The organism is Pseudomonas sp. LS-2, from assembly GCF_003605735.1.
In the GTDB taxonomy this organism is placed as follows: domain Bacteria; phylum Pseudomonadota; class Gammaproteobacteria; order Pseudomonadales; family Pseudomonadaceae; genus Aquipseudomonas.
The window spans coordinates 379,821-402,523 of the sequence record NZ_QXTJ01000045.1 but is presented as its reverse complement, the minus strand read 5'-3'; the positions used below and the strand labels follow the sequence as shown (position 1 = coordinate 402,523).

24 protein-coding genes and 1 riboswitch are annotated in these 22,703 nt (G+C 59.2%); of the genes, 14 read left to right on the top strand and 10 right to left on the bottom strand.

Going from position 1 to position 22,703, the window contains the following annotated elements; all coding sequences use genetic code 11:
* Positions 1–10: 10 nt before the first annotated feature.
* Positions 11–1,039: a ferrochelatase gene (hemH, locus tag D3M70_RS30425; protein WP_120129813.1), complete on the top strand. Its 1,029-nt coding sequence runs from the start codon at positions 11–13 to the stop codon at positions 1,037–1,039.
* Between the two features lie 114 nt (positions 1,040–1,153).
* Here the strand turns inward: hemH and D3M70_RS30420 are convergent, their stop codons facing one another.
* Complete coding sequence (locus tag D3M70_RS30420) at positions 1,154–2,434, bottom strand: uracil-xanthine permease family protein (RefSeq protein WP_120129811.1); 1,281 nt, start codon at positions 2,432–2,434, stop codon at positions 1,154–1,156.
* Positions 2,434–3,072 carry a uracil phosphoribosyltransferase gene (upp, locus tag D3M70_RS30415; protein WP_120129810.1) on the bottom strand — a complete coding sequence of 213 codons (639 nt, stop codon included), beginning with the start codon at positions 3,070–3,072 and terminating at the stop codon, positions 2,434–2,436. Before upp ends, D3M70_RS30420 begins: the two co-directional genes overlap by 1 nt.
* Before the next feature lie 199 nt (positions 3,073–3,271).
* Between upp and D3M70_RS30410 the strand changes: the two genes are divergently transcribed.
* The 3 genes from D3M70_RS30410 (at position 3,272) to D3M70_RS30400 (ending at position 4,828) form a co-directional block, all read left to right on the top strand.
* Positions 3,272–3,829 carry a hypoxanthine-guanine phosphoribosyltransferase gene (locus D3M70_RS30410; RefSeq protein ID WP_120129808.1) on the top strand — a complete coding sequence of 186 codons (558 nt, stop codon included), beginning with the start codon at positions 3,272–3,274 and terminating at the stop codon, positions 3,827–3,829.
* Positions 3,830–3,987: 158 nt separating this feature from the next.
* Entirely contained in the window at positions 3,988–4,473 is a 486-nt protein-coding gene (locus D3M70_RS30405) for a hypothetical protein (RefSeq protein ID WP_120129806.1), read from the top strand.
* A gap of 67 nt (positions 4,474–4,540) precedes the next feature.
* Positions 4,541–4,828: a PA4642 family protein gene (locus D3M70_RS30400; RefSeq protein ID WP_120129805.1), complete on the top strand. Its 288-nt coding sequence runs from the start codon at positions 4,541–4,543 to the stop codon at positions 4,826–4,828.
* A gap of 106 nt (positions 4,829–4,934) precedes the next feature.
* Here D3M70_RS30400 and mqo read toward each other — a convergent pair whose 3' ends face one another.
* A complete protein-coding gene (gene mqo / locus D3M70_RS30395; RefSeq protein WP_120129923.1) occupies positions 4,935–6,440 on the bottom strand; it encodes a malate dehydrogenase (quinone) in 1,506 nt (501 codons plus the stop codon).
* A 731-nt stretch (positions 6,441–7,171) separates the two neighbouring features.
* The gene (locus D3M70_RS30390; RefSeq protein WP_120129803.1) at positions 7,172–7,405 is read right to left on the bottom strand and encodes a hypothetical protein; all 234 of its coding nucleotides are present in this window, start codon (positions 7,403–7,405) and stop codon (positions 7,172–7,174) included.
* Between the two features lie 241 nt (positions 7,406–7,646).
* Here D3M70_RS30390 and D3M70_RS30385 point away from each other — a divergent pair, with 241 nt between their 5' ends.
* Positions 7,647–8,228, top strand: a complete 582-nt coding sequence (locus D3M70_RS30385; RefSeq protein WP_120129802.1) for a YajG family lipoprotein — start codon at positions 7,647–7,649, stop codon at positions 8,226–8,228.
* Between the two features lie 125 nt (positions 8,229–8,353).
* Here the strand turns inward: D3M70_RS30385 and D3M70_RS30380 are convergent, their stop codons facing one another.
* Positions 8,354–8,557 (bottom strand): hypothetical protein, encoded by a 204-nt coding sequence (locus D3M70_RS30380; protein ID WP_120129800.1) that lies wholly within the window; start codon positions 8,555–8,557, stop codon positions 8,354–8,356.
* A 139-nt stretch (positions 8,558–8,696) separates the two neighbouring features.
* Between D3M70_RS30380 and D3M70_RS30375 the strand changes: the two genes are divergently transcribed.
* Entirely contained in the window at positions 8,697–8,966 is a 270-nt protein-coding gene (locus tag D3M70_RS30375; RefSeq protein ID WP_120129798.1) for a hypothetical protein, read from the top strand.
* A 129-nt stretch (positions 8,967–9,095) separates the two neighbouring features.
* On the opposite strand, the gene D3M70_RS30370 is transcribed toward D3M70_RS30375, so the two are convergent.
* Complete coding sequence (locus D3M70_RS30370; protein ID WP_177418489.1) at positions 9,096–10,259, bottom strand: 1-acyl-sn-glycerol-3-phosphate acyltransferase; 1,164 nt, start codon at positions 10,257–10,259, stop codon at positions 9,096–9,098.
* Between the two features lie 129 nt (positions 10,260–10,388).
* On the opposite strand from D3M70_RS30370, the gene D3M70_RS30365 reads away from it, so the two are divergent.
* From D3M70_RS30365 to D3M70_RS30350, 4 genes are all read left to right on the top strand, one after another.
* Positions 10,389–10,580, top strand: coding sequence for a CPXCG motif-containing cysteine-rich protein (locus D3M70_RS30365; protein WP_120129795.1), 192 nt, complete (start codon positions 10,389–10,391; stop codon positions 10,578–10,580).
* Positions 10,581–10,841 carry a DUF2007 domain-containing protein gene (locus D3M70_RS30360; RefSeq protein ID WP_120129793.1) on the top strand — a complete coding sequence of 87 codons (261 nt, stop codon included), beginning with the start codon at positions 10,581–10,583 and terminating at the stop codon, positions 10,839–10,841.
* A gap of 51 nt (positions 10,842–10,892) precedes the next feature.
* Entirely contained in the window at positions 10,893–11,522 is a 630-nt protein-coding gene (locus tag D3M70_RS30355; RefSeq protein WP_120129792.1) for an SOS response-associated peptidase, read from the top strand.
* Positions 11,523–11,804: 282 nt separating this feature from the next.
* On the top strand, positions 11,805–12,623 hold the full coding sequence (locus tag D3M70_RS30350) for a M48 family metallopeptidase (RefSeq protein ID WP_120129790.1): 819 nt from the start codon (positions 11,805–11,807) through the stop codon (positions 12,621–12,623).
* 125 nt (positions 12,624–12,748) lie between these two features.
* On the opposite strand, the gene D3M70_RS30345 is transcribed toward D3M70_RS30350, so the two are convergent.
* From D3M70_RS30345 to D3M70_RS30335, 3 genes are all read right to left on the bottom strand, one after another.
* Positions 12,749–13,333 carry a TMEM165/GDT1 family protein gene (locus D3M70_RS30345; RefSeq protein WP_120129789.1) on the bottom strand — a complete coding sequence of 195 codons (585 nt, stop codon included), beginning with the start codon at positions 13,331–13,333 and terminating at the stop codon, positions 12,749–12,751.
* Positions 13,334–13,423: 90 nt separating this feature from the next.
* Positions 13,424–13,543, bottom strand: a riboswitch (yybP-ykoY riboswitch).
* A gap of 40 nt (positions 13,544–13,583) precedes the next feature.
* Complete coding sequence (locus D3M70_RS30340) at positions 13,584–14,582, bottom strand: class I SAM-dependent methyltransferase (protein ID WP_120129787.1); 999 nt, start codon at positions 14,580–14,582, stop codon at positions 13,584–13,586.
* 160 nt (positions 14,583–14,742) lie between these two features.
* The gene (locus D3M70_RS30335; protein ID WP_120129785.1) at positions 14,743–15,708 is read right to left on the bottom strand and encodes a 2-hydroxyacid dehydrogenase; all 966 of its coding nucleotides are present in this window, start codon (positions 15,706–15,708) and stop codon (positions 14,743–14,745) included.
* Positions 15,709–15,799: 91 nt separating this feature from the next.
* On the opposite strand from D3M70_RS30335, the gene D3M70_RS30330 reads away from it, so the two are divergent.
* Positions 15,800–16,429, top strand: a complete 630-nt coding sequence (locus tag D3M70_RS30330; protein ID WP_120129784.1) for a LysE family translocator — start codon at positions 15,800–15,802, stop codon at positions 16,427–16,429.
* Positions 16,430–16,521: 92 nt separating this feature from the next.
* Here the strand turns inward: D3M70_RS30330 and D3M70_RS30325 are convergent, their stop codons facing one another.
* Positions 16,522–17,289 (bottom strand): helix-turn-helix domain-containing protein, encoded by a 768-nt coding sequence (locus D3M70_RS30325; protein ID WP_120129922.1) that lies wholly within the window; start codon positions 17,287–17,289, stop codon positions 16,522–16,524.
* 91 nt (positions 17,290–17,380) lie between these two features.
* On the opposite strand from D3M70_RS30325, the gene D3M70_RS30320 reads away from it, so the two are divergent.
* The 3 genes from D3M70_RS30320 to D3M70_RS30310 all read left to right on the top strand — a co-directional run bounded on the left by D3M70_RS30320 (position 17,381) and on the right by D3M70_RS30310 (position 22,692).
* Positions 17,381–18,583 (top strand): MFS transporter, encoded by a 1,203-nt coding sequence (locus tag D3M70_RS30320; protein ID WP_120129782.1) that lies wholly within the window; start codon positions 17,381–17,383, stop codon positions 18,581–18,583.
* A 142-nt stretch (positions 18,584–18,725) separates the two neighbouring features.
* A complete protein-coding gene (locus D3M70_RS30315; RefSeq protein ID WP_120129780.1) occupies positions 18,726–20,402 on the top strand; it encodes a fatty acid--CoA ligase in 1,677 nt (558 codons plus the stop codon).
* A 367-nt stretch (positions 20,403–20,769) separates the two neighbouring features.
* The gene (locus D3M70_RS30310) at positions 20,770–22,692 is read left to right on the top strand and encodes a DUF1302 domain-containing protein (protein ID WP_120129779.1); all 1,923 of its coding nucleotides are present in this window, start codon (positions 20,770–20,772) and stop codon (positions 22,690–22,692) included.
* Positions 22,693–22,703: the final 11 nt, after the last annotated feature.

Sequence of the window (22,703 nt, the reverse complement as noted above, 5' to 3'; positions counted from 1 at the left end):
AAGGTGTTGCATGACCGATCACGCATTGCTGCTGGTTAACCTGGGTTCGCCAGCCTCCACCGAAGTTGCGGACGTTCGCCGCTACCTCAATCAGTTTCTGATGGACCCTTACGTTATCGATCTGCCTTGGCCGATCCGTCGGCTGCTGGTGTCGCTGATCCTGATCAAGCGTCCCGAACAGTCCGCTCACGCGTATGCGTCGATCTGGTGGGAGGAGGGTTCGCCGCTGGTGGTGCTGAGCAAGCGCCTGCAACAGGCCATGACCAAGGAGTGGACGCAGGGGCCCGTGGAGCTGGCAATGCGTTACGGCGAACCATCGATTGAAACGGTGCTCACGCGTCTTGCCTCTCAGGGCATCAAAAAGGTCACACTGGCGCCGCTTTATCCACAGTTCGCCGACAGCACGGTGACCACGGTCATCGAAGAAGCAAAGCGTGTCATACGCGATAGGAGTCTGAAGTTCGAGCTGGCGCTGCTGCCGCCGTTTTTCAATCAGCCGGAATACCTGGATGCATTGGTGGAAAGCGTCAGACCCCATCTGGCTCAGGATCATGACCATCTGCTGCTGAGTTTTCATGGGCTGCCCGAACGGCACATCACCAAACTTGACCCGACCGGGAGTCATTGCTTCAAGGACGGCGCTTGCTGTGCAAAAGCTTCGCCGGAGGTCCTCGCCGTCTGCTATCGCGCACAATGCATGCGATCCTCGGCAGAATTCGCCAGGCGTATGGGGATTCCCGACGGCAAATGGTCGGTGTCGTTCCAGTCGCGGCTGGGGCGTAATAAATGGATCGAGCCGTACACCGAGGCGCATCTTGCCGAGTTGGCAGGGCAGGGCGTGAAGAAGTTGCTGGTGATGTGCCCGGCGTTCGTGGCCGACTGCATCGAGACCCTGGAAGAGATCGGTGATCGCGGGGCTGAGCAGTTCAAGGAGGCGGGCGGGGAGGAGCTGGTGTTGATTCCGTGTCTCAATGACGATCCGAACTGGGCGAAGGCGTTGAATGCCTTGTGCGAGCGGGCGCCAGCGATGGTCGTCTAGTCTCCAGATACCTGTAGGTGTGCGCTTGCCCGCGATGGCGTGGTGTCAGGCACGGTTGAAGTCGGGTGCCGACGTTGTCGCGGGCAAGCGCGCTCCTACAAAGCGCTGTTGCAATTAGGGCAACTGATCATCCAGATGCTTGTTCTTCCAGGCATCGTTACCCGGCAGAATCAGGTTCAGCAGAATCGCGGTCACCGCACACAGCGCGATGCCTTTCATGCCGAAATCGTCAGGGCCGTTACCGGTGCCGATCAATACGCCACCGATGCCAAATACCAGGGTCACTGAAACGATCACCAGATTGCGCGCCTCGGCCAGATCGACCTTATGGCGTATCAGGGTGTTCATGCCTACCGCCGCAATCGAACCGAACAACAGGCAAAGGATCCCGCCCATCACAGGCACGGGAATACTCTGCAACAGCGCACCGAACTTGCCGATGAACGCCAGAGTGATCGCAAAGATCGCAGCCCAGGTCATGATCTTGGGGTTGTAGTTCTTGGTCAGCATCACCGCGCCGGTCACTTCGGCATAGGTGGTGTTGGGCGGGCCGCCGAAGGCGCCAGCCACCGTGGTTGCGATACCGTCGCCGAGCAGGGTGCGATGCAGGCCCGGTTTCTTAAGATAGTCACGCCCCGTCACGCTGCCGACCGCGATCACCCCGCCAATGTGCTCGATGGCCGGAGCCAGCGCCACCGGAACGATGAACAGGATGGCCTGCCAGTTGAATTCAGGCGCAGTGAAGTGTGGAATGTCGAGCCAGGGCGCTGCGGCGATTTTCGCCACGTCCACCACGCCGAAGTAGAACGACAGCGCGAACCCCACCAGTACGCCGGAAATGATCGGCACCAGACGGAAGATGCCTTTGCCGAATACCGCCACGATCAACGTCGTCAGCAACGCGGCCATCGAGATGGCGATGGCTGTGTGATATGGAATCAGTTCGGCGGCGCCGTCTCCGGTCCTGCCCATCGCCATGTTGGCGGCAATGGGAGCCATCGCCAGACCAATGGAAATGATCACCGGACCGATTACCACCGGCGGCAGCAGCCGGTCAATGAAACCGGTGCCTTTAATCTTCACTGCAAGGCCCAGAAAGGTGTAGACGAAGCCTGCCGCCATCACGCCGCCCATGGTCGCGGCCAGTCCGAACTGACCCTTGGCGAGAATGATCGGGGTAATGAAGGCGAAGCTTGAGGCCAGGAAAACCGGGACCTGACGGCCGGTTACCACCTGAAAGCACAAAGTGCCAAGACCTGCGGTAAACAGCGCAACGTTGGGGTCAAGGCCGGTGATCAGTGGCATCAGCACCAGGGCGCCAAACGCCACGAACAGCATCTGAGCGCCCGACAGCACGGTGCGCCACAGTGGATCATTGAACTCATCCTGCTTCATCAGGCGTCCTTTTGCTTGGTGCCGAAGATCTTGTCACCGGCATCGCCCAGGCCCGGAATGATGTAGCCATGTTCGTTCAGGCGCTGATCGATGGACGCGGTGTAGATATTCACGTCCGGGTGAGCTTTCTCGACGATGGCGATGCCTTCCGGTGCGGCCACCAGGACCATGGCGCGAATGTCGCGGCAACCGGCTTTTTTCAGCAGGTCGATCGTGGCGACCAGGGACCCGCCAGTGGCCAGCATCGGATCGATGATCAGCGCCAGGCGCTGGTCGATCTCAGGCGCGAGTTTTTCCAGATAGGTGTGCGCTTCGAGGGTTTCCTCATTACGCGCAACGCCCACCGCACTCACTTTTGCACCCGGAATCAGGCTGAGGACGCCTTCGAGCATGCCGATGCCCGCGCGCAGAATCGGCACGACAGTAATCTTCTTGCCCGCAATCTTTTCGACCTGTACGGTCCCGGCCCAACCCTGGATATCGTAGGTTTCCAACGGCAGGTCTTTGGTCGCTTCATAGGTCAGCAGCGCGCCGACTTCCTGAGCCAGTTCACGAAAATTCTTGGTGCTGATATCGGCTCGGCGCATGAGACCGAGTTTGTGACGGATCAGCGGGTGGCGGATCTCACGAATGGGCATAAGGGGACGGCTCCAGCAGGCGGGCAAAAAAAACGGCTTAGATTAATCTATTCAGCTGTAACTTGTCTTACCGGTTAGGTTCGCGTTTCTTACATTAATGGGACGCTTGTGCAACGTTAGTCCAGAAAAGCTTGCCCTGGACTTTGCTCATGCGTACCTTTGCCCGCTTTTCCTCAAACAGCCCCCCTTGGAGAGCGTCATGTCCGCTGATCTCGAGCATATCCGTCAAATCATGCGCGAGGCTGACTGCCTGTACACAGAAGCCGAAGTCGAGGCGTCCATCGCGCGTGTCGGTCAGCAAATCAACAGCGTGCTGGCCGATCGCAACCCGGTTGTCTTTTGCGTGATGAACGGCGGTCTGATTTTCGCAGGCAAGCTGCTGACGCATCTGAACTTCCCGCTGGAAGCGTCTTACCTGCACGCGACTCGTTATCGCAACCAAACCAGCGGCGGCGAGCTGTTCTGGAAGGCCAAGCCGGAAGTCTCGTTCATTGATCGCGACGTATTGATCATCGATGACATCCTCGATGAAGGTCACACCCTTGGCGCGATCATCGATTTCTGCAAACACGCGGGCGCCAGCGCTGTGCACACCGCCGTGTTGATCGACAAGGACCATGACCGCAAGGCGCGTCCGGATCTGAAGGCTGACTTCGTCGGTCTGCCATGCATCGACCGCTACATCTTCGGTTACGGCATGGATTACAAGGGTTACTGGCGCAATGCGGCGGGGATCTATGCCGTGAAGGGTATGTAAAGGCGGTAATGTCCTCTTTTGTAGGAGCGCGCTTGCCCGCGATTGCGGCTTGTCAGGCGCCAAATTGCTGCCCGCAGAATTGCGATCGCGGGCAAGCGCGCTCCTACACATCATCTGATCCCTGCTAGAGTGCTCCCCACTTTTTTCGGGAGGCACCCATGACGTTATCGTTTCGTAGTAAAGCTGCGCTGATGGTGCTGTTGACCCTGCCATTCCCTGTTCTCGCTGAACCGATGCACGCCCAATACCTCCCGCCTGACGAACTGTCCGTGCGCGAAGGTGAGCCCGAGCAGCAGCAATTGCTGCAGATCACCGACTATTCGGTGGTGGTCGGCAGTCAGCGTCAATCGAACCAGCAGCCCATCCCCGTGACCTCGCCGTTGACCCTGCGCCTGAAGGGCAAGCCTATGAACAAAGGGGCGACGATTTCCGAAGTGCTGATTCACTTCGACGGCGAGAGCAAAAGCCTGAAAAAGCCGACGTATGATGATTCGACTCGCACCTTGACGCTGTTCTACCCCGCCACTCAATACCGGGTGCTGGTTGACCTGCTGCGCAACGAGAAGGTTTATTGCCAGTTCCTCAGCTACGCCAATGGCCACGTCTGGGCCGATCTGCACACCGGCACCGTACGCGCGCGTTGAGCCTGTGGTCGGGCGAGGGGTAAACTGCCCGCCCGTGAAATGTCCCGCAAGTCAGTTGGAGTCAGCAATGCGTAAAGATAAGAAGCAGGTGATTGGCGATGAAATCGGCGACGCCCAGATCAAACTGTTCCTGGATTTCGAGCCAGTCGACGCGACGTCGCCTTCGCTGCATAAGCTGATCAAGGCCTATCGCGGTCTGCGGGTCGATGACTTCGAACGTTTTCTGGGGTTTTTCAAGGAAGCCGGCTACGACCTCGATGGTAAAGACGCCCACGGCAATGACTTCGTCGCACTGATCAAGGATCAGCGTAACGCCGAGGATTACATCGAGTTGATCGCAAAGGCCCGAGGCTGATTGCAGGCAGGCTGCACAGTGAGCTGATGAAACTTGAATAAAACTGAAAACCCCGCTGCGTGGGCGGGGCCTTCAGTAATCCCACCGATTCAGAGCAAGCTCTGAATCAGGCGAAGCTTGCCGCCTGGCTGCTTGGGACCAGGTCCAGGCTCTCGTCGCTCTGGGCGCTGACACGCTGATACAGCTGCGCGTCGGTTTCCAGGGCTTTTTCCCGAGCCGGGAAGATCTCATTCAGCTTGGCGGCCCATTCGGTGCGAGCCTTCTCAGGGAAGCAGCGTTCGATCAGGTCGAGCATGATCGAAACGGTCACCGAAGCGCCTGGCGAGGCACCCAGCAGCGCTGCAAGGGAACCGTCCTTGGCCGAGACCAGTTCAGTGCCGAATTGCAGAATGCCGCCTTTCTTTGGATCTTTCTTGATGATTTGCACGCGCTGACCGGCCACTTCCAGACGCCAGTCTTCGGCCTTGGCTTGCGGATAGAAGCGCCGCAGGGCATCCAGGCGCTGTTCCATGGATTGACGCACTTCGCTGATCAGGTACTTGGTCAGGTCCATGTTGTCGCGGGCCACGGCCAGCATCGGCGCGATGTTGGCGGCGCGGATCGACAGCGGCAGGTCCATCAGCGAGCCATGTTTGAGGAATTTGGTGGTGAAGCCGGCGTACGGGCCGAACAGCAGGGAAGTCTTGCCGTCCACGACACGGGTGTCCAGGTGTGGAACCGACATCGGTGGCGAGCCGACCGCCGCCTGGCTGTAGACCTTGGCCTGGTGATGCTTGACCACTTCAGGGTTATCGCAACGCAGCCACTGGCCGCTCACCGGGAAGCCGCCGAAACCCTTGCCCTCTTCGATGCCCGACATCTGCAACAGCGGCAATGCCGCGCCGCCAGCGCCGAGGAACACGAACTTGGCGTCGATATCGCGGGTGCCACCGCTGTTGACGTCCTTGATGGTCACGCTCCAGCCATCGCCCTTGCGGGTCAGGCCGGTCACGCGCTTGCAGTACTTGACCTGCGCATCGGGTGCGGCGGACAGGTGCTTGAGCAACTGGTTGGTCAGGTTGCCGAAGTTGACGTCGGTGCCGTGCATGACGCGCGTAGCGGCGATCGGCTCATCGGCCGGGCGACCCGGCATCATCAGCGGCATCCACTCGGCCAGCCTGGCTTTGTCTTCGGTGTATTCCATCGAGGAAAATGCGTGGTGCTTGTGCAGCGCCTCATAGCGTTTTTTCAGATACGCCATGCCTTTCTCGCCCTGCACGAAGCTCAGATGCGGAACCGGTGTGATGAACGAACGCGAAGAGCCGAAGGTGCCTTTGCGGGCCAGATAGGCCCAGAACTGCTTCGAGACTTCGAACTGCGTGTTGATATGAACCGCTTTCTTGATGTCGATGGAGCCATCCGCCGCCTGCGGCGTGTAGTTCAGCTCGCAGAGGCCTGCATGGCCAGTACCGGCGTTGTTCCAGGGGTTGGAACTCTCGGCGGCTCCGGAATCCATCAGTTCGACGACCTCAACCTTCAGGTTCGGGTCCAGTTCCTTGAGCAGTACCGCCAGGGTGGCACTCATGATGCCTGCCCCAACCAGTACCACATCGACTGCTTCGTTATGCGCCATTAACGCGTCTCCAAAATCTGCAGCACCAAATTGACGGCATGGTCCCGTGGTCAGTTGCCAGGTGCGGGCGGCGCGGATGTCGCGCAGTGCCTCATGCCACCTGGCCGGGAAAGCCATGTCCGATTCTTCGCAATTTTTTGCATCTTCAGCGGACGCTACTGAAAGGGCCAGGTTGATGCTCTTGTAGCCAGCATGAACGCATTTTTTGGCCCGAACAGCCATTCGACTATCGTCAAGACGTCCGGTTTTATGCAACCAAATCCGTAGTGGACAGGCTTCAGGCTCCGGTTATGGAAACTGCGCTGCGGTCGGTCCTTTGCAAGGGGGCTGGGTCAGACGCTAATGGTGCATTTACAAACGCGTAACTATTCATTTGCTCGCCACACTCTTGTGAAGTTGTGAAAACCCGTTTTTTTCACGCTCTTTTGGAGACGCGAACCTCAAAAAGGGCTGCGCGATGGCAGCTCTGGCAGATCAGGTTCAAACACAGTGTGGGCATTGGCTGGAGCAAAAGGTTCGAGCGAGTCGAGGTTTTTCGCGCCTGCAAAGAGGTCACACCGGCTGCACATGTCTGTGTGGAAGGCTCTCTGTGGGCGATACGGAGGAGTCGACATTGAGTATCGACGATACTGCGAGGCCCGATCAGGAGACGTCCTTATAATCGGGGGGAGATTATAGCGATGAAACGCGCAGAATTGATCCAGAAAAAATGACTTTTATTCGCCGTTCGGTCAGATACTGAGCAATTGCCGGGCGGTAATCGCACGTGGCCGCGAACTGATGCGTGCGTGGGCTGGCAGCGGCTGATGAAGCCAGGACAGCTTCGGCTCGTAGATTTCGATCCAGCCGCTGCCATCGGGCTGCGCGCTGCAGTGCCTGAAACACACACAGATTCCCTGCTGGTTCACGCGAGCGTAGTGACGATGACGGCTTTGCGGTGAAAACAGAGACCAGAGAAAGTCCATGGCAAGACTCCTTGTTTGGCGCAGTAGCTGGGTAGTTGTGAAAAGTATGTCGGTTGGCGATGACACCTCTGTGACGAGGATATTGCGCATTCGTGTACCGGCCTTGTTTGTTGATCACCGTCGTGAGCGGCAATCTGGAACCGGTGCGATGGCACTTTGTCGTATCTTTACGCTAGTGAGCGACCTTGGGAGGTCGTTATACTGCGGCACAATTTGTGCCTTGGCCCATGGAGAAATAAGCATGTTGCGTCGCGTTTTGTTCGGTTTGCTTGCTGTAGGCAGTCTGACGCTGGTGGGATGTGCCCACAGTCCGCAATCACTGAGCCCGCAACCCAAGCTGAACAGCCAGCTGGCAGCGGTCGGGCACGGTCAGCAAGTCGTGGTTCGCGTGGTGGACGGCCGTCAGTCGCAGACCCTCGGGACCCGTGGTGGTCTGTACCCTGAAACCAGTTCGATCACCGTGAGTGGCCAGCAACTGGTGCCTCAGCTTCAGGCTCAGTCCGAAGCCGCTGTGCGTCTGCTGGGGTTTACGCCGGTCCAGGGTGGCAATGGTCCACAGCTGACCGTGACGTTGGCTGACCTCAAGTACCAGTCACCCAAAGAAGGCATGTACGTCACTGAAGCCAATATCAGCTCCACGTTTCGCGCCGATGTACAGAATAACGGCCGTAGCTACAGTGGCCGCTACGCCGCTTCGCTTGATCAACGTTTCGGGATGGCGCCGAACGAAGAGACCAACACCAAGCTGATCAGCGACGTCCTGAGCGATGCGCTGACGCGTCTGTTCCAGGATCAGACAATCGGCCGCCTTCTGGGTCAGTAACCCGGCGTCTGCAACGTAAAAGCCCCCGGTTTCCTGGAAAGCCGGGGGCTTTTTGTTTTCCGGGTCGGTTGGGCGTCAACCCGCCCGGCACAACAAGTGCAGCCCCGCACGTGATGATTGTTCGATCAGGCGATCTGGTAGAAGTCCAGAAAGCTGTAGCCCGTTTCAAAGTCCGCCTCTGGCAGGTCGTGATGCTGATGCCCGCCGAGTGCGCAATACACCAGCCAGTGTCGGTCCTGAACGTTGAATGCCAGCGAGTCGATCAGCGCTTCCTGCTCGTCGCTCTGGGCGATGAGGTACAGGCGGTCCTGGTTGTGGGCGTGCAGCATGACGCTCTCCATGTCCGATGGGGTCATTTGGGGTGCTACACAGTGACCGGTTCAGGTGACGTTAAGGTGACAGGGAATACCGTGTTCAGCAGATCTCACAGAATCTGCGACGCCCACGATCTGGCGTCATCGAGGCCTCATGTCGCTCCTCCAGCAATCCCCCGGGATGATCCTCAATCTGTTTGCACTTCTGACCGCAGGCCCTGGCATCTGGCTGCTGCACACCACGCGCAGTCGCGAGCAGCGGGAAACCACGCACCTGCATGACCTTACCGAGCAGGCTCCGATCGACGAGCCGATGCATTTGATGGACGTGCCGACGCTGCGCCTTATCCTGCTCAGTTACCGCGTCGGCGCGGGTTGCCTGGCGTTTGCGCTGCTGTTGTCGTGGGTGAGCACCAAGCTCTGACTGCTGACTGCGTGCTATTTGCTGAGGCCATCGTTGTAGTGGTCCGGCTTGCCGGCGGCAGCGATCTGAAGGGCGCCACCGCCAGCGAGCCGTGCTACAAATACAACCGCGCTTTCACCGTGTTCAGTCTCAGAGCGGCAAGCCTGCCTTCACGCGGTATTGATTGCGCACCGGCGTCGCGTATTGCAACACCAGATAAGGACGGTGCTCTTCAGGGCAGCCATCGAGACGGCGCTGCCATTCTTCCTGCGCGCGCGCCAGCTCGTCGGCCGGAAAGACCTTTGCGGCGCTCGGCACGCTCAGTGCCGGATCGGCATCGGCCCACTGGGCGTAAGCCAGGTAATGCACCGGGAACAAGCGATAGCCGCCGAGGATCTGCTTGTCCATCTCGATGGCCAGCTGTTTGGTGTCTTCGAACGCCTCGGTGATCGGCGGCGCGAAGTTGACGTGTACGCGGCCCTTGTAGCCGGTGATACCCAGCGCGATGCTGACGTCGTCTTCGCCCGGTGCCTTGGCGTAGCCGCCCGTGGTGGCGCGGATGTACAGCTCGCGGGCCTTGGCGTGATCGCACGGGTCGTATTCGTAGCTGATCGACACTGGGGTCAGGTTCAGCGACTGAATGACTTCGCCGAACGGCTCGTCCTTGCGGCTCATGTGGAACATTTTGAGGATTGCCGATTCGGTGCGATCGTCGCCGTCTTTGGCGCGTCCCTCGGCTTGAGCGATCCAGATCGACTGGCAGTCATTGCGAATCGAATGATTGATATAGGCCGACAGCAGCTGGTACGCCGCCATCTTTTCCCGACGTCCGGCAATGGAACGGTGCACGATGAAGCTCTTGTTGAGCCGCATCAGGTCGCTGACGAAAGGCTTCTGCAGCAGGTTGTCGCCAATCGCGATGCGTGGCGTCGGCAGGCCCGCGTGATACACGGCATAGTTGACGAACGCCGGGTCCATCACGATGTCGCGGTGGTTGGCCAGAAACAGGTACGCCACGCCGGACTTGAACTGCTCGACGCCGGTGTAGGTCACACCATCGGTAGCACGTTCGATAGTGTGGTCGACGTAGTGCTCGACCTTGTCCTGCAAGGCGGCCACCGAGTCGATGCCTGCGAACTGGCGACGCAGCTTGCGTGCGATGGCAGGCTGCAGGATCCATCCCAGCGAACCCGCCAGACGTGGAAAACGGAAATGCGTGAGGATCGCGAGGAACGCCTTGTCACCCAGCAGCCGGTTGAGTACGGCTTTTACTTCGGTGTCGTCGTACGGTCGGATGGCATCGAATTCGCCCATCATGCTCTCTTGTTGAAAACGGCTAGGGTAGAGGTAGGCCAAGTCCGGATTACACCCGGATGCTGAGAAAGAAAGCTCGGCCCGCAAACAAGTCGGCGATTATACGCAAAACTGCTCTCGGAGACTGTGATGCACGAAATACAACCCGCAGCGCCTTACGAGTGCCCTTATTGCGGCGAACCGGGGGAAACGGTCCTGGATCTGTCGGAAGGCGATAACAATTTCATCGAAGATTGCCATGTGTGCTGTCGTCCCATCGAATTTCATCTCGAGACCGATGGTGAGCGATGGGATCTGGAAGTCCGGGCCGAGAACGAATGAATGCGAAAAATCTATGAGCCGGAAAACATGATGGAAGGCGAGTTATTACAGTCGATGCTCGCCAGCGAAGGCATCGAGTCGCACATCACCGGCCGCCATCTGCTGGGCGGGATCGGCGAGCTGCCGGTTTTCGGCTTGCTGGGTCTGGCGGTCGAAGACGAACAGGCCGAGCGCGCGCGGCACCTGATCACTGAGTACAATGGCGCCTTCGTGCTGCCGGGCGAAGAACCGGACAGCTACCCCGATGTGTTGTTGTGCTGAACCCGGTACGGCCCGCTTCATTCGCTTTTAAAGATGAGTTGCCCCAAACCCATGTGTGGACGTTATGCGCTGTTTCGTTGGACGCCCGCTTTCGCGGCCTTGCCCGGATTTCCGGCGGACCAGCAGGCGCAGTGGAACATTTCCCCGGCCGACTCCGTGCTGATGGTGCGCGCCGGTCAAGCCGAGGAGGGCGGTCGTGAGGTGGCGCGAGCCCGTTGGGGGCTCACCCCGCCATGGCTGACCGACATGTCACGCACCCCGGCTCATGCGCGTGCAGAGACTGTGGCCGAACAGCCGATGTTTCGTCAGGCGTTTCGTGAGCGCCGCTGCCTGTTGCCCGCCAATGGCTTTTACGAGTGGCGAGGCACTGTGCGCAAACGACCATTCTGGCTGACGCCGGGAGAGGGGTCGGCGCTATATTTTGCGGCGATCTGGGAGGCTTACCCGGTTGAAGAACACGTCTACCTCAGTGTGGCCGTGGTGACGCAGTCGGCGATGAATCAACGCAGACCGTTGATTCTCGATGCAGAAGGGCAGGCCGCCTGGCTTGACCCCCGCAGTTCGCTGGTGACGCTGCAATCGCTGCTTGCCGCCCCGCAGATGCAACTGCGCGAACGCCCCTTGGCCAATCTGGTGAACGATCCGAAGCTCAATGCACCGGAATGCCTGACGCCGTTGTGACTCCAGAGGCGGATCAGTCGCAGGAGGGCGCTTGCTCTCGATGGCTTATCCGCGATGCCGCGACCGACGAACCAGACAGTCACCTGGCCCAGTATGGCGATCAGCAAGCCGACGCCCCCGTATTTAAAAGGCCTTGAAAGCTCTAAAGGGGGAGGGTTCGTGTCTCATGTCTGTTACCAAAGTGCGTATCTTCGGCGTCTTTTTAAATGGCAATCGGCTGCTATCTGGCACTTGAGTAGCGTACGGCCTAGGATGAGCACCTTGTTTCCAGGGAGATACAAAATGCGCAAGACCTTTGCTCTATGTGCCATGAGCGCCGCGTTGCTGATGGCGGGATGTCAGGCCGTCAACACCACCAGCGGAGACTCGGTAGGCGTCGAACGCAAGCAGTACATGTTCAGCATGCTGTCGACCGATCAGGTCAATCAGATGTATGCCCAGTCCTATCAACAGACCGTTACCGAGGCCACGACCAAGGGCGTGCTGGATAAAGACAGCGCTGAGGCCAAGCGCGTACAGAATGTCGCCAACCGATTGATCGCTCAGGCGCCAAAGCTGCGTCCCGATGCTGCTCAATGGCAGTGGGAAGTGAATCTGATCAAGAGCGATGAGCTGAATGCCAACTGCGGTCCCGGCGGCAAGATCATCGTTTACAGCGGGCTGATCGACACCCTGAAACTCAGCGACGATGAGCTGGCGGCCGTCATGGGTCACGAAATCGCACACGCCTTGCGCGAGCACGGTCGTGAAGCCATGTCCAAGGCCTACGGCATCCAGATGGCCAAGAGCGGCGCGGGAACTCTGTTGGGGCTTGGGCAGGATAGCCTGGCGCTGGCTGATACCGTGGTCAATTACAGCCTGACCTTGCCGAACAGTCGGGCCAACGAAAACGAAGCGGATTTGTTGGGGCTGGAGTTGTCGGCGCGTGCCGGTTACAACCCCAATGCCGCGATCACCCTGTGGCAGAAGATGCAGGCCCAAGCGGGGGCTTCACAGCCTGAATTCATGAGCACGCACCCGGCGTCGGCGAATCGTATTGCGTCGTTGCAGGCGGCGATTCCCAAGGTGATGCCGCTGTATGAGCAGGCGCCGAAGTCCTGATGCCGAGCCCGGTTGCCATGGGCTTGCGCTGAACCCTGTAGCAGTCCGGCTTGCCGGCGGTGACGTTTTCGTGATCGCTGCCGCCGGCAAGCCGGACCGTTACAGTGGCGTTTTTCAACGGCTGGTCATACCCAGCCGCTGACCTGCATTGCCTTGTACACCGCAACCACTGCCAGGATGAAGAACGCGCCCGCTGCCAGGCGACGAATCAGCGTCAACGGCAGTTTTTCCGCCGCGAAGTTACCCGCCAGCACGACCGGCACGTTAGCCAGCAACATACCCAGCGTGGTCCCCAGAATCACCAGCCACAGGTAGGAATACTGCGCTGCAAGCATCACCGTCGCGATCTGCGTCTTGTCGCCGATTTCAGCGATGAAGAACGCGATCAGCGTGGTCATGAACGGCCCGAACTTGCGTGCGGTATTGGCTTCGTCATCGTCCATCTTGTCCGGAACCAGTGTCCACAGCGCGGTGGCCGTGAAGCTCGCGGCCAGGATCCAGTGCAGCACGGCGTCGGAGAGGAAACTGCTGAACCATGCCCCCACCGCACCGGCCGCAGCATGGTTTGCCAGCGTGGCTGCGACAATACCGGCGATGATCGGCCAGGGCTTGCGAAAGCGAGCAGCGAGGATGAGCGCGAGGAGTTGGGTCTTGTCACCGATTTCGGCCAGTGCGACGACCGCGGTAGGGACCAACAGGGATTCCAGCATCAGGATTTTCCTAAGGGGCGGGTCGACACGGCTATGACACGTACAACCTCCCCGCCCCGGGTCAGGATGTTCGTGTCATAGGTCTTGTCAAACCACCGATCCGTCTATGCGGATCTGGGGTCGCACGCACCATGGTCTGTGGACCAAGTATGTTGATGCGTGCCGGACGAGCATGGCGCTCGTGGGAGACTACTCCCCTAGGACGGAGCGGATTCTGCCTACACGAATCGTGTTCGGCAAGCGCTAATTATCACCCACGTTTTGCACGGTAAATCCGAAAGCCATTCCCTTCAGCCATGACGGCACATACGCCTAGATGCTGTTCGATGATCGGCTGATAGCGCAGAAAACTATTGGCAACCAGGCGCAGTTCGCCACCCTTTTTCAGATGTTCGCGGGCTTTTCGAAGCAGGTTTTCCGTAGCGGCGTAGTCCGTATGGACGCCGGTATGAAAGGGCGGATTGGTCAGAATCACGTCCAGATGCTCAGGTGCGGCATCGATTCCGTCACCGGTCAGTACATCGGCTTCAAGGCCGTTGGCCGTTAGCGTCAAACGGCTGCTGGCGGTGGCGAACGCGTCGACGTCAAGCATGGTGACTTTCATGTCGGGGTTGCGACGCTTGACCGCAGCCCCGAGCACGCCCGCGCCACAGCCGAAGTCGAGCAGGTGACCTGTAGGCAGTCGGTCGAGATTGTCCAGAAGCAGGGCAGAGCCACGGTCCAGACGGCCATGGCTGAAAACCCCCGGAAGGCTGACGATCTTCAGTGCGCCACCTTGAAGATCGATCTCGAAGTGTTTGGCCAGGCTGTTCAACTCGACCGTTTGCGGAGCGCTTTGCACCGTGACTTGCCAGAGCTGGCAGTGGCGGGCGCTGTCGAGTTTGCGAGCGCGACCGAACGGGCTCAACTGTCGCGCGGCGGCTTCGATTCCGGCGCGCTTTTCGCCCACCAGAAACAGTTCACGGCCTTGAAGGCGAGAAGCCAGCGCGTTGAGCAGATAGTCGGTGAGGTCTTTGGCTTTTGGCAGGAACAGCACGGCGGCTTCGAAGTCTTCTTTCGGCGCTTCGGTGCCGAAGTGCGTGCGACCGCTGAAGCGGGTGTCGAGCGCGGCAAAATCCCCCGCGTGCCAGCTCCAGCCGCGGGCATTGGGCAGTGTGCCCAGCAAGTCGTCAGCGGGCAGGCCGGTCAGCAACAACGAGCCCTGAAACAACTCGGCCTGACGGAGTAACACTTCACTGCGCGGGTCCATCTTCGGCTCCTGACAAAAGGGCGAAGTTTAACAGGGGAAAGGCTTCGTATCTCGATATGGAATGTACGTCTTTAGCCGTCCGGCTCGCTGGCGGTAGCGATTCTGTGATCGCTACCGTCGGCAAGCTGGACGGCTACAGGTACGTTCTGAATGTGATCACTCAGCTCACTACCCGAATCGGCGCTCCGGCATAGAACGCCTGCGCATTTTCGTTGACCTGCCCGACAATCCGCTGCCGGGCTTCCTGGCTGCCCCATGCGCTGTGCGGGGTGACGATCAGGCGCGGGATATCGCCGGAGAGCAGCGGGTTGCCGTTGACCGGCGGTTCGACCGTGAGCACGTCAGTGGCAGCGCCTCCGAGGTGGCCGTTGCGCAGGGCATCGGCCAAGGCCTGCTCGTTGATCAGGCCGCCACGGGCGGTGTTGACGATGAATGCCTTGGGCTTCATCAGGCTCAACTCGTTGGCGCCGAGCATGTCGCGGGTGTGCTCGTTCAGCGGGCAGTGCAGGGTCAATGCGTCGACTTGCGGCAGCAGCTCGAGCAACGGAACGCGATCCGGCCGAGCGGGGCGGCCAGGAATCTGCCCGAGTATGACTTTCATGCCGAAGGCCTCGGCCAGTCGTGCGACCGCGCCACCGAGTTCGCCGTGACCGAGCAAACCCAATGTCTTGCCTTCCAGTTCCACAATCGGGAAATCCAGCAGGCAAAACTGTTTGGACTTTTGCCATTGGCCCTGATGGATGGCTTGCTGGTAATCGGGAAGACGCGTGGCCATTGCCAGCAGCAGCATCAGGGCGTGTTGCGCAACCGACGGCGTGCCGTAACCCTGGCAGTTGCTGACCACCACGCCATGTTTGCGCGCGGCTTCCAGATCCACGTTGTTCACGCCAGTGGCGGTCACCAATACCAGTTTGAGTTCAGGACACGCAGCGAACGCGGCAGCATCAATCATGATCTTGTTGGAAATCACCACTTGCGCACCGTGCAGTCGTTCAATGACCTGGTCAGCGCTCGTGCTCGAATGCAGCACCAGTTCGCCGAAGGTTTCACGCCATGGGGTGAGGTCCAGATCGCCGAGATCCAAAGAGGTGTGATCCAGGAAAACTGCTCTGCGTTGACTCGACATCAGCTGTACCTTTTGCTCGGTGATCGGGAGGCGTAAGGTAGCGAGCCTACCAGAGCACCTGCCGCTCATCAAAACGCCTGGAGCCCCCCCGATGTACTGGACAGAATTTCTCACTGTTGCCTTGATTCACCTGCTGGCCGTAGCCAGCCCCGGTCCGGATTTCGCCGTGGTGGTGCGCGAAAGCGTGACCCACGGTCGCAAGGCCGGGACTTACACCGCCATGGGTGTCGGCACCGCAATTTTCCTGCATGTCGGCTATTCACTGCTGGGGATCGGGCTGATCGTTTCGCAGTCCATCGTGCTGTTCAACGCCTTGAAGTGGGCAGCGGCGGCCTATCTGCTGTACATCGGCTTCAAGGCCTTGCGCGCCAAGCCTGCCAGCGCTTCCGATGCCCCCGTGGACATCGCCACGGGCGAGCGAACGGCTCGCGGTGCCTTTACCGCAGGCTTCGTTACCAACGGTCTGAACCCCAAAGCCACACTGTTTTTTCTGTCGTTGTTCACGGTTGTGATCAACCCGCACACGCCAATGCTCATCCAGGCCGGTTACGGGGTCTATCTGGCATTGGCGACCGGGCTGTGGTTCTGCATGATTGCACGCCTGTTCAGCCAGCCGCGGGTTCGCGCCGGTTTTGCGCGCATGGGGCATTGGTTCGATCGCGCCATGGGCGGGGTTCTGGTGGCGTTGGGTGTGAAGCTGGCGTTCACCCAGGCAAATTGATTGAGTGAAGGCTGGGCCGTTAGCGGCACGGCTTGCCGTCGGTGGCGTCATCGAAATCGTCACCGTCGGCAAGCCGGACTGCTACAGACAGCTCACCGCTTAAGCTGGCTCAATTGCTTCCAAGCCCCCAGATACTCCCGGGGGCTTTCTCCCCGCAGACGGCTGAACATCGCGCTGAACGCCCGAGCGCTGCCGTATCCCAGATCGTTCGCCACCCGCTGCACGCTCTCACCGGCCAGTAATCTTGGCAAAGCCTCCATCAAACGCACCTGCTGGCGCCAGGCGTTGAAACTCAAGCCTAACTCCTGATTGAACAGTCGCGTCAGTGTGCGTGAGCTGGCGCCGACTTCCTGCGCCCAGTCTTCCAGCGTGTTGCTGTGATCCGGTGTCTTGAGCAATGCCGAGCAGATATTGTGCAAGCGGCGATCACGAGGCATCGGTATGTGCAGGGGCAGGTTTTCCAGGCCCGCGACTTCTTCGAGCATCAACTGTTGAATCAGCGGATTGGCGGCATGCTCTCTGCTCTGGGTCGCTCGCACGATCAATTCTCGCAGCAGCGGGGTAACGGCCAAGACGCAGCAATTGTTCAGGCCTGGAGGGCAATGCTCCGCAGCGATGAACAGCGATCGCATAAGCACTTCGCCAGACATGAAAATTTCGTGCTCGACCATTGGCGGGATCCACACCGCTCGCGTCGGGGGAATCACCCAGGCGCCGCTGTCGGTAATCAAACGCATGACGCCACTGACCGCATACAGCAGTTGCGCCTCGACGTGGACATGACGCGGCTGATGCGCGCCATCGGGGTAATCCCTTGGGTGGGCGGTTACCGGGCTGTGACTGAGCAGGCTGATCAACATGGCGGATTCGATGATTTTGTTGTCTGAAATGCGATTTGTCGCCAACTTAGCATGAGCATCCACAATCACTGCAAGCCCAGGTTGCGCTGCCATGAGTCAAGTCATACGCCCAAACCCACCTCGAACGGTGATCCATTTCATCAACGCCGCTCACGTGATCGATCACATGTTCATGCTGATCTTCCCCGCTGCCGTACTAGGCATGACCCAGGCCTTCGCAATGGATTACGCGCAACTGATCGGTCTGTCGCTGGGAGGCTTCATCGCGTTTGGGGCCTGTTCGTTACCCGCCGGTTGGCTGGGGGATCGCTGGAGCCGGCGCCACATGATGCTGCTGTTCTTTTTCGGCATCGGTGCAGCGTCGATCATCACGGGGCTTAGCACCAGCACCTCAATGCTGGCAGTGGGCATGACGCTGGTTGGCGTCTTCGCAGCGATCTATCACCCGGTGGGCACCGCAATGCTGGTGGCCTACGCGCAGAATCGAGGCCGTGAAATCGGCGTCAACGGCATGTGGGGCAACCTCGGTGTGGCGTTCTCTGCACTGCTGACCGGGTTTCTGGTGGCGCAGTTCGGCTGGCGTTCGGCGTTCATTCTGCCGGGTTGCGCTTCGATCCTGATTGGCCTGATGTTCGCGTTGAAGGTCAAGGATGAGCCGATTCCGGCCCGCGCTCACACGAAACCAGAAAGTCAGTCCGGTCAGCGTATTTCCATGGTCATGGTGTTCAGCGTGCTGGCGATCGCCACGGCCGCCGGCGGCGTGGTGTTCAACGCCACCACAATGACGTATCCGAAGCTGTTTCAGGATCGCCTGCATGACCTGTTCGCTTCGCCGCAGACGCTGGGCCTGATCGTGAGCCTGGCGTACGCCTTCGGCGCCGTCGCACAACTCACCATCGGCCGCTTCCTCGACCGCTTCAGCCTGAAATGGCCGTTCGTGATTCTCACTGTCTGCCAAGCGCCGTTTCTGTTCGCGCTCGCGTATGTCGACAGTTGGCCGGTAATGTTGCTGGGGGCGGGTTTTATGTTCGTGGTGTTCGGTCAGGTAACCGTCAACGACGCGATGGTCGCAAACTTCGTCGCCCCGCAATGGCAGTCCCGGGTGTTCGCGCTGCGTTACTTCCTGTCCTTCGGCGCCAGTGCCACAGCGATTCCGCTGATTGCCTATGTCGAGCCCCACCAAGGGCTTGCGGGGTTGTACGTCATCCTTGCAGGGTTCGCCGCACTGACCTTCGCAGCTGCGTTGGCTTTCCCTCGCACACCGGCTGAAAACCCCGAGATACAGCCGGCGTAGGACCGTTTTGCCCTCTCAAATGGCGCAATGCCTGCATGGTCACTCGTCATTCGAATCATCCCTTTGGCTGATTTGAGTGGCGGGTGAAGGCTCTAGAGTGCATATTTTCAGCACCGCACATGCATCTTGAAAAGGGATTCCTATGCTGCAGACACGCGTGATTGCGCCAGCCGATGGCGCGTACCAGTACCCCCTGTTGATCAAACGCTTGCTGATGTCGGGCAGCCGTTATGAAAAAACGCGGGAAATTGTCTACCGGGATCAATCACGCTATTCGTATCTGACGCTCAACGAGCGGATCTGCAGACTTGCGAATGTGTTGACCGAGGCGGGCGTAAAAGCGGGCGATACCGTGGCAGTCATGGATTGGGACAGCCATCGTTATCTGGAATGCATGTTTGCGATTCCCATGATTGGCGCGGTGATTCACACCATCAACGTGCGCCTGTCTCCTGATCAGATTCTCTTCACCATGAACCACGCCGAAGACAAGTTCGTGCTGGTCAACAGTGAATTCCTGGCCCTCTACAAATGCTTCGAAAGCAAGCTGACTACGGTCGAGAAGACCATCCTGATCACCGATACGGCAGACAAATCCGCCGACCTGCCTAATCTGGTCGGCGAGTACGAAACCCTGCTGGCGGCGGCGAGCCCTCAGTACGCGTTCGAGGATTTCGACGAGAACTCTGTCGCGACCACCTTCTACACCACTGGCACGACCGGTAATCCCAAAGGCGTTTACTTCACCCACCGCCAACTGGTCCTGCACACCATGGCGGTGGCAACGATCATGGGCAGCGTCGAAGGGCTGCTTGGCACCGACAAGGTCTACATGCCGATCACGCCGATGTTCCACGTTCATGCCTGGGGCGTCCCGTATGCCGCGACCATGCTCGGTGTGAAACAGGTTTATCCTGGCCGCTACGACCCTGAATTGCTGGTCGAGCTGTGGCGCAAGGAGAAGGTCAACTTCTCTCACTGCGTGCCGACCATCATGCAAATGGTGCTCAACGCCAAGGCCGCGAAAGATGTCGATTTCACCGGCTGGAACATCATCATTGGCGGCAGCTCGCTCAACCGTTCGCTGTATGACGCCGCCAAGGCTAAAGGCATTCAACTGACCGCTGCCTATGGCATGTCCGAGACCGGCCCGTTGGTTTCTGTTGCGCATCTGAATGATGAATTGATGGCCGGCAGCGAAGACGAGCGCACCACCTACCGCATCAAGGCAGGCGCACCGGGTGTGCTGGTCGAAGCGGCGATCGTCGACAGCGAAGGCAATTTCCTGCCCTCGGACGGCGAAACCCAGGGGGAGTTGGTACTGCGTGCGCCGTGGCTGACCGAAGGCTATTACCGCGAACCGGAGAAAGGCGCCGAGCTTTGGGCCGGTGGCTGGCTGCACACCGGCGATGTGGCGACGCTGGACAGCATGGGTGGTATCGACATTCGCGACCGCATCAAGGATGTGATCAAGACCGGCGGCGAGTGGGTGTCGTCGCTGGAGCTTGAAGATCTGTGCAGTCGCCATCCCGGCGTGCGTGAAGTGGCGGTAGTCGGTATCGCCGATCCACAGTGGGGCGAGCGTCCGTTTGCGTTGCTGGTGGCGCATGAGGGGCATGTGCTCGACGCCAAGGCATTGAAGGAACATCTCAAGCCTTTCGTAGAGCAGGGGCACATTAACAAGTGGGCGATTCCGAGCCAGATTGCCCTTGTTACCGAAATTCCCAAGACCAGTGTCGGCAAGCTGGACAAGAAGCGAATTCGCCTGGACATCGTCGAATGGCAGAGCACTAACAGCGCTTTTCTCTCCACCCTCTGATTGATCTTTTGCCTCGCGCGTTGCCATGTTTTTTGTCATGGCAATGTGCCGCGAGGCGTCTCCCCCGGCGTCTCCCTTGCCAAATCCCGAAATTCAGCCATTCTCCCTTTGCTGCGCCGACCGCCGCGCCGAAATCGGCGTGCCAGAGGCTTTGACGCTGCAAATCACACTTTAGAGGGATCAAGCAGTAGCACCTGCTGGCTATAGTCGGCAGTAGGTTGGAACCGGAGAAAAACGCCGTTTCGTTTCGCAGCTTCACATGGGCTGCCCGATGCGCGTTGACACCCAGGCACTGCGGATCAGTCCACCTGAGTCGTTTCTGGAAGCATCCACTGCCATAAAAATAAAAGCACATGGAGTAGCGTCGATGACATCAGCAAACCAGTTCTGGCGCCGGGCAAAACTGCCTCTGGCTGTCAGCCTCGCTTCTACGCTCGCCGGTCCTGCATTCGGCGTCAGCTTCAACATCGGTGAAATCGAAGGTAATTTCGACTCGTCGCTCTCCATAGGCGCCAGTTGGTCTACCGAGAACGCCAACAAAAACCTGATCGGTTCGAACAACGGCGGACACGGGCTTTCGCAAACTTCCGATGACGGCCACCTGAACTTCAAAAGTGGGGAAACCTTTTCGAAGATCTTCAAGGGCATTCACGATCTTGAGTTGAAATACGGTGACACCGGCGTATTCATGCGGGGCAAGTACTGGTACGACTTCGAGCTCAAGGATGAAGGCCGCGAGTTCAAGGACATCAGTGATTCGGGCCGCAAAGAGGGCGCCAAATCCTCCGGCTTCCAGTTGCTCGATGCGTTCGTCTATCACAACTATTCCATCGCCGACGAGCCGGGTTCGGTGCGTCTTGGCAAGCAGGTGGTCAACTGGGGCGAGAGCACGTTCATTGGCGGGGGTATCAACAGTATCAACCCGATCGACGTATCGGCGTTCCGCCGTCCTGGCTCGGAAATCAAGGAAGGCCTGATTCCGGTCAACATGTTCTACCTGTCCCAGAGCATCACCGAAAATCTCTCGGCAGAAGGTTTCTATCAGCTGGAATGGGATCAGACAGTCGTCGACAACTGCGGCACGTTCTTCTCTCAGCCTGACGTCATCGCCGATGGTTGCCAGAACAACCTGGCGGTATTGCGTACTCAAAACAGCCTCAATGCCGCATTGCCTGCGGCGCTGCGCGGCCCGGTGCAGGCAACGCTGGCGGCACGCGGTGTGAATTTCGGCAATCCTGACGAAGGCGCCATCGTGGCCCGTGGTCCGGACCGTGACGCTCGTGACAGCGGCCAATACGGTCTGGCGATGCACTATAACTTCGAACCTTTGGACACAGAGTTCGGCGCCTACTACATGAACTATCACAGCCGTTTGCCGATTTTCAGCGGCAAGGGCGGCCCGGCCAGTGCCTATAGCGCGGCCGGTCTGGTCGGTGGTCTGGTGGGCAGGGGCGTGCCTCTGGGCGTCGCCACAAGTCTTGCGCCGACCTTGCTGCCAGTGGTGGTTGCCGCCAACTCCAGTTACTACGTCGAATACCCTGAAGACATTCACCTGTTTGGCCTGAGCTTCTCCACCACGCTGCCTACCGGTACGGCGTGGAGCGGCGAAATCAGTTATCGCCCGAACGCACCTGTTCAACTCAACACCACCGACATTCTGTATTCCGGGCTCACACCGCTGAACCCGAGCGTTGCCTTGCTGCAAGGCTCTCCGGGTGCCGATCAGAAAGGCTATCGCCGCAAGGAAATCAGTCAGGCGCAGACCACCTTCACCCACTTCTTCGATCAGGTGATGGGCGCCGAACGTCTGACCGTGGTGGGCGAGGTGGGCTGGACTCACGTCGGTGGTCTGGAAAGTACCTCGAAACTGCGCTACGGCCGTGACCCGAGCTATGGCCCAGGTCCGCTGCCCAATGGCCAGTGCACGACGCTCAACGCCAGCACTCTGGCCGGCGCGCCGCTCAATAACCTCAGCCGCTACTGCGAGAACGACGGCTTCACCACCACTGATTCGTGGGGCTACCGCGCTCGCGCCATCTGGGATTACAACAACGTGTTCGCCGGCGTGAACCTCAAGCCGAGCGTGGCCTGGTCCCATGACGTCGACGGTTATTCGCCAGGTCCTGGCGGCAACTTCGAAGAAGGTCGCAAGGCCGTAAGCCTGGGTGTGGAAGCGGAGTATCAGAACACCTACACCGCCAACCTTTCCTACACCAACTTCTTCGACGGCAAGTACACCACTGTGGATGACCGCGACTTCGTAGCCCTCAGCTTCGGTATGAACTTCTAAGGAACGACCAT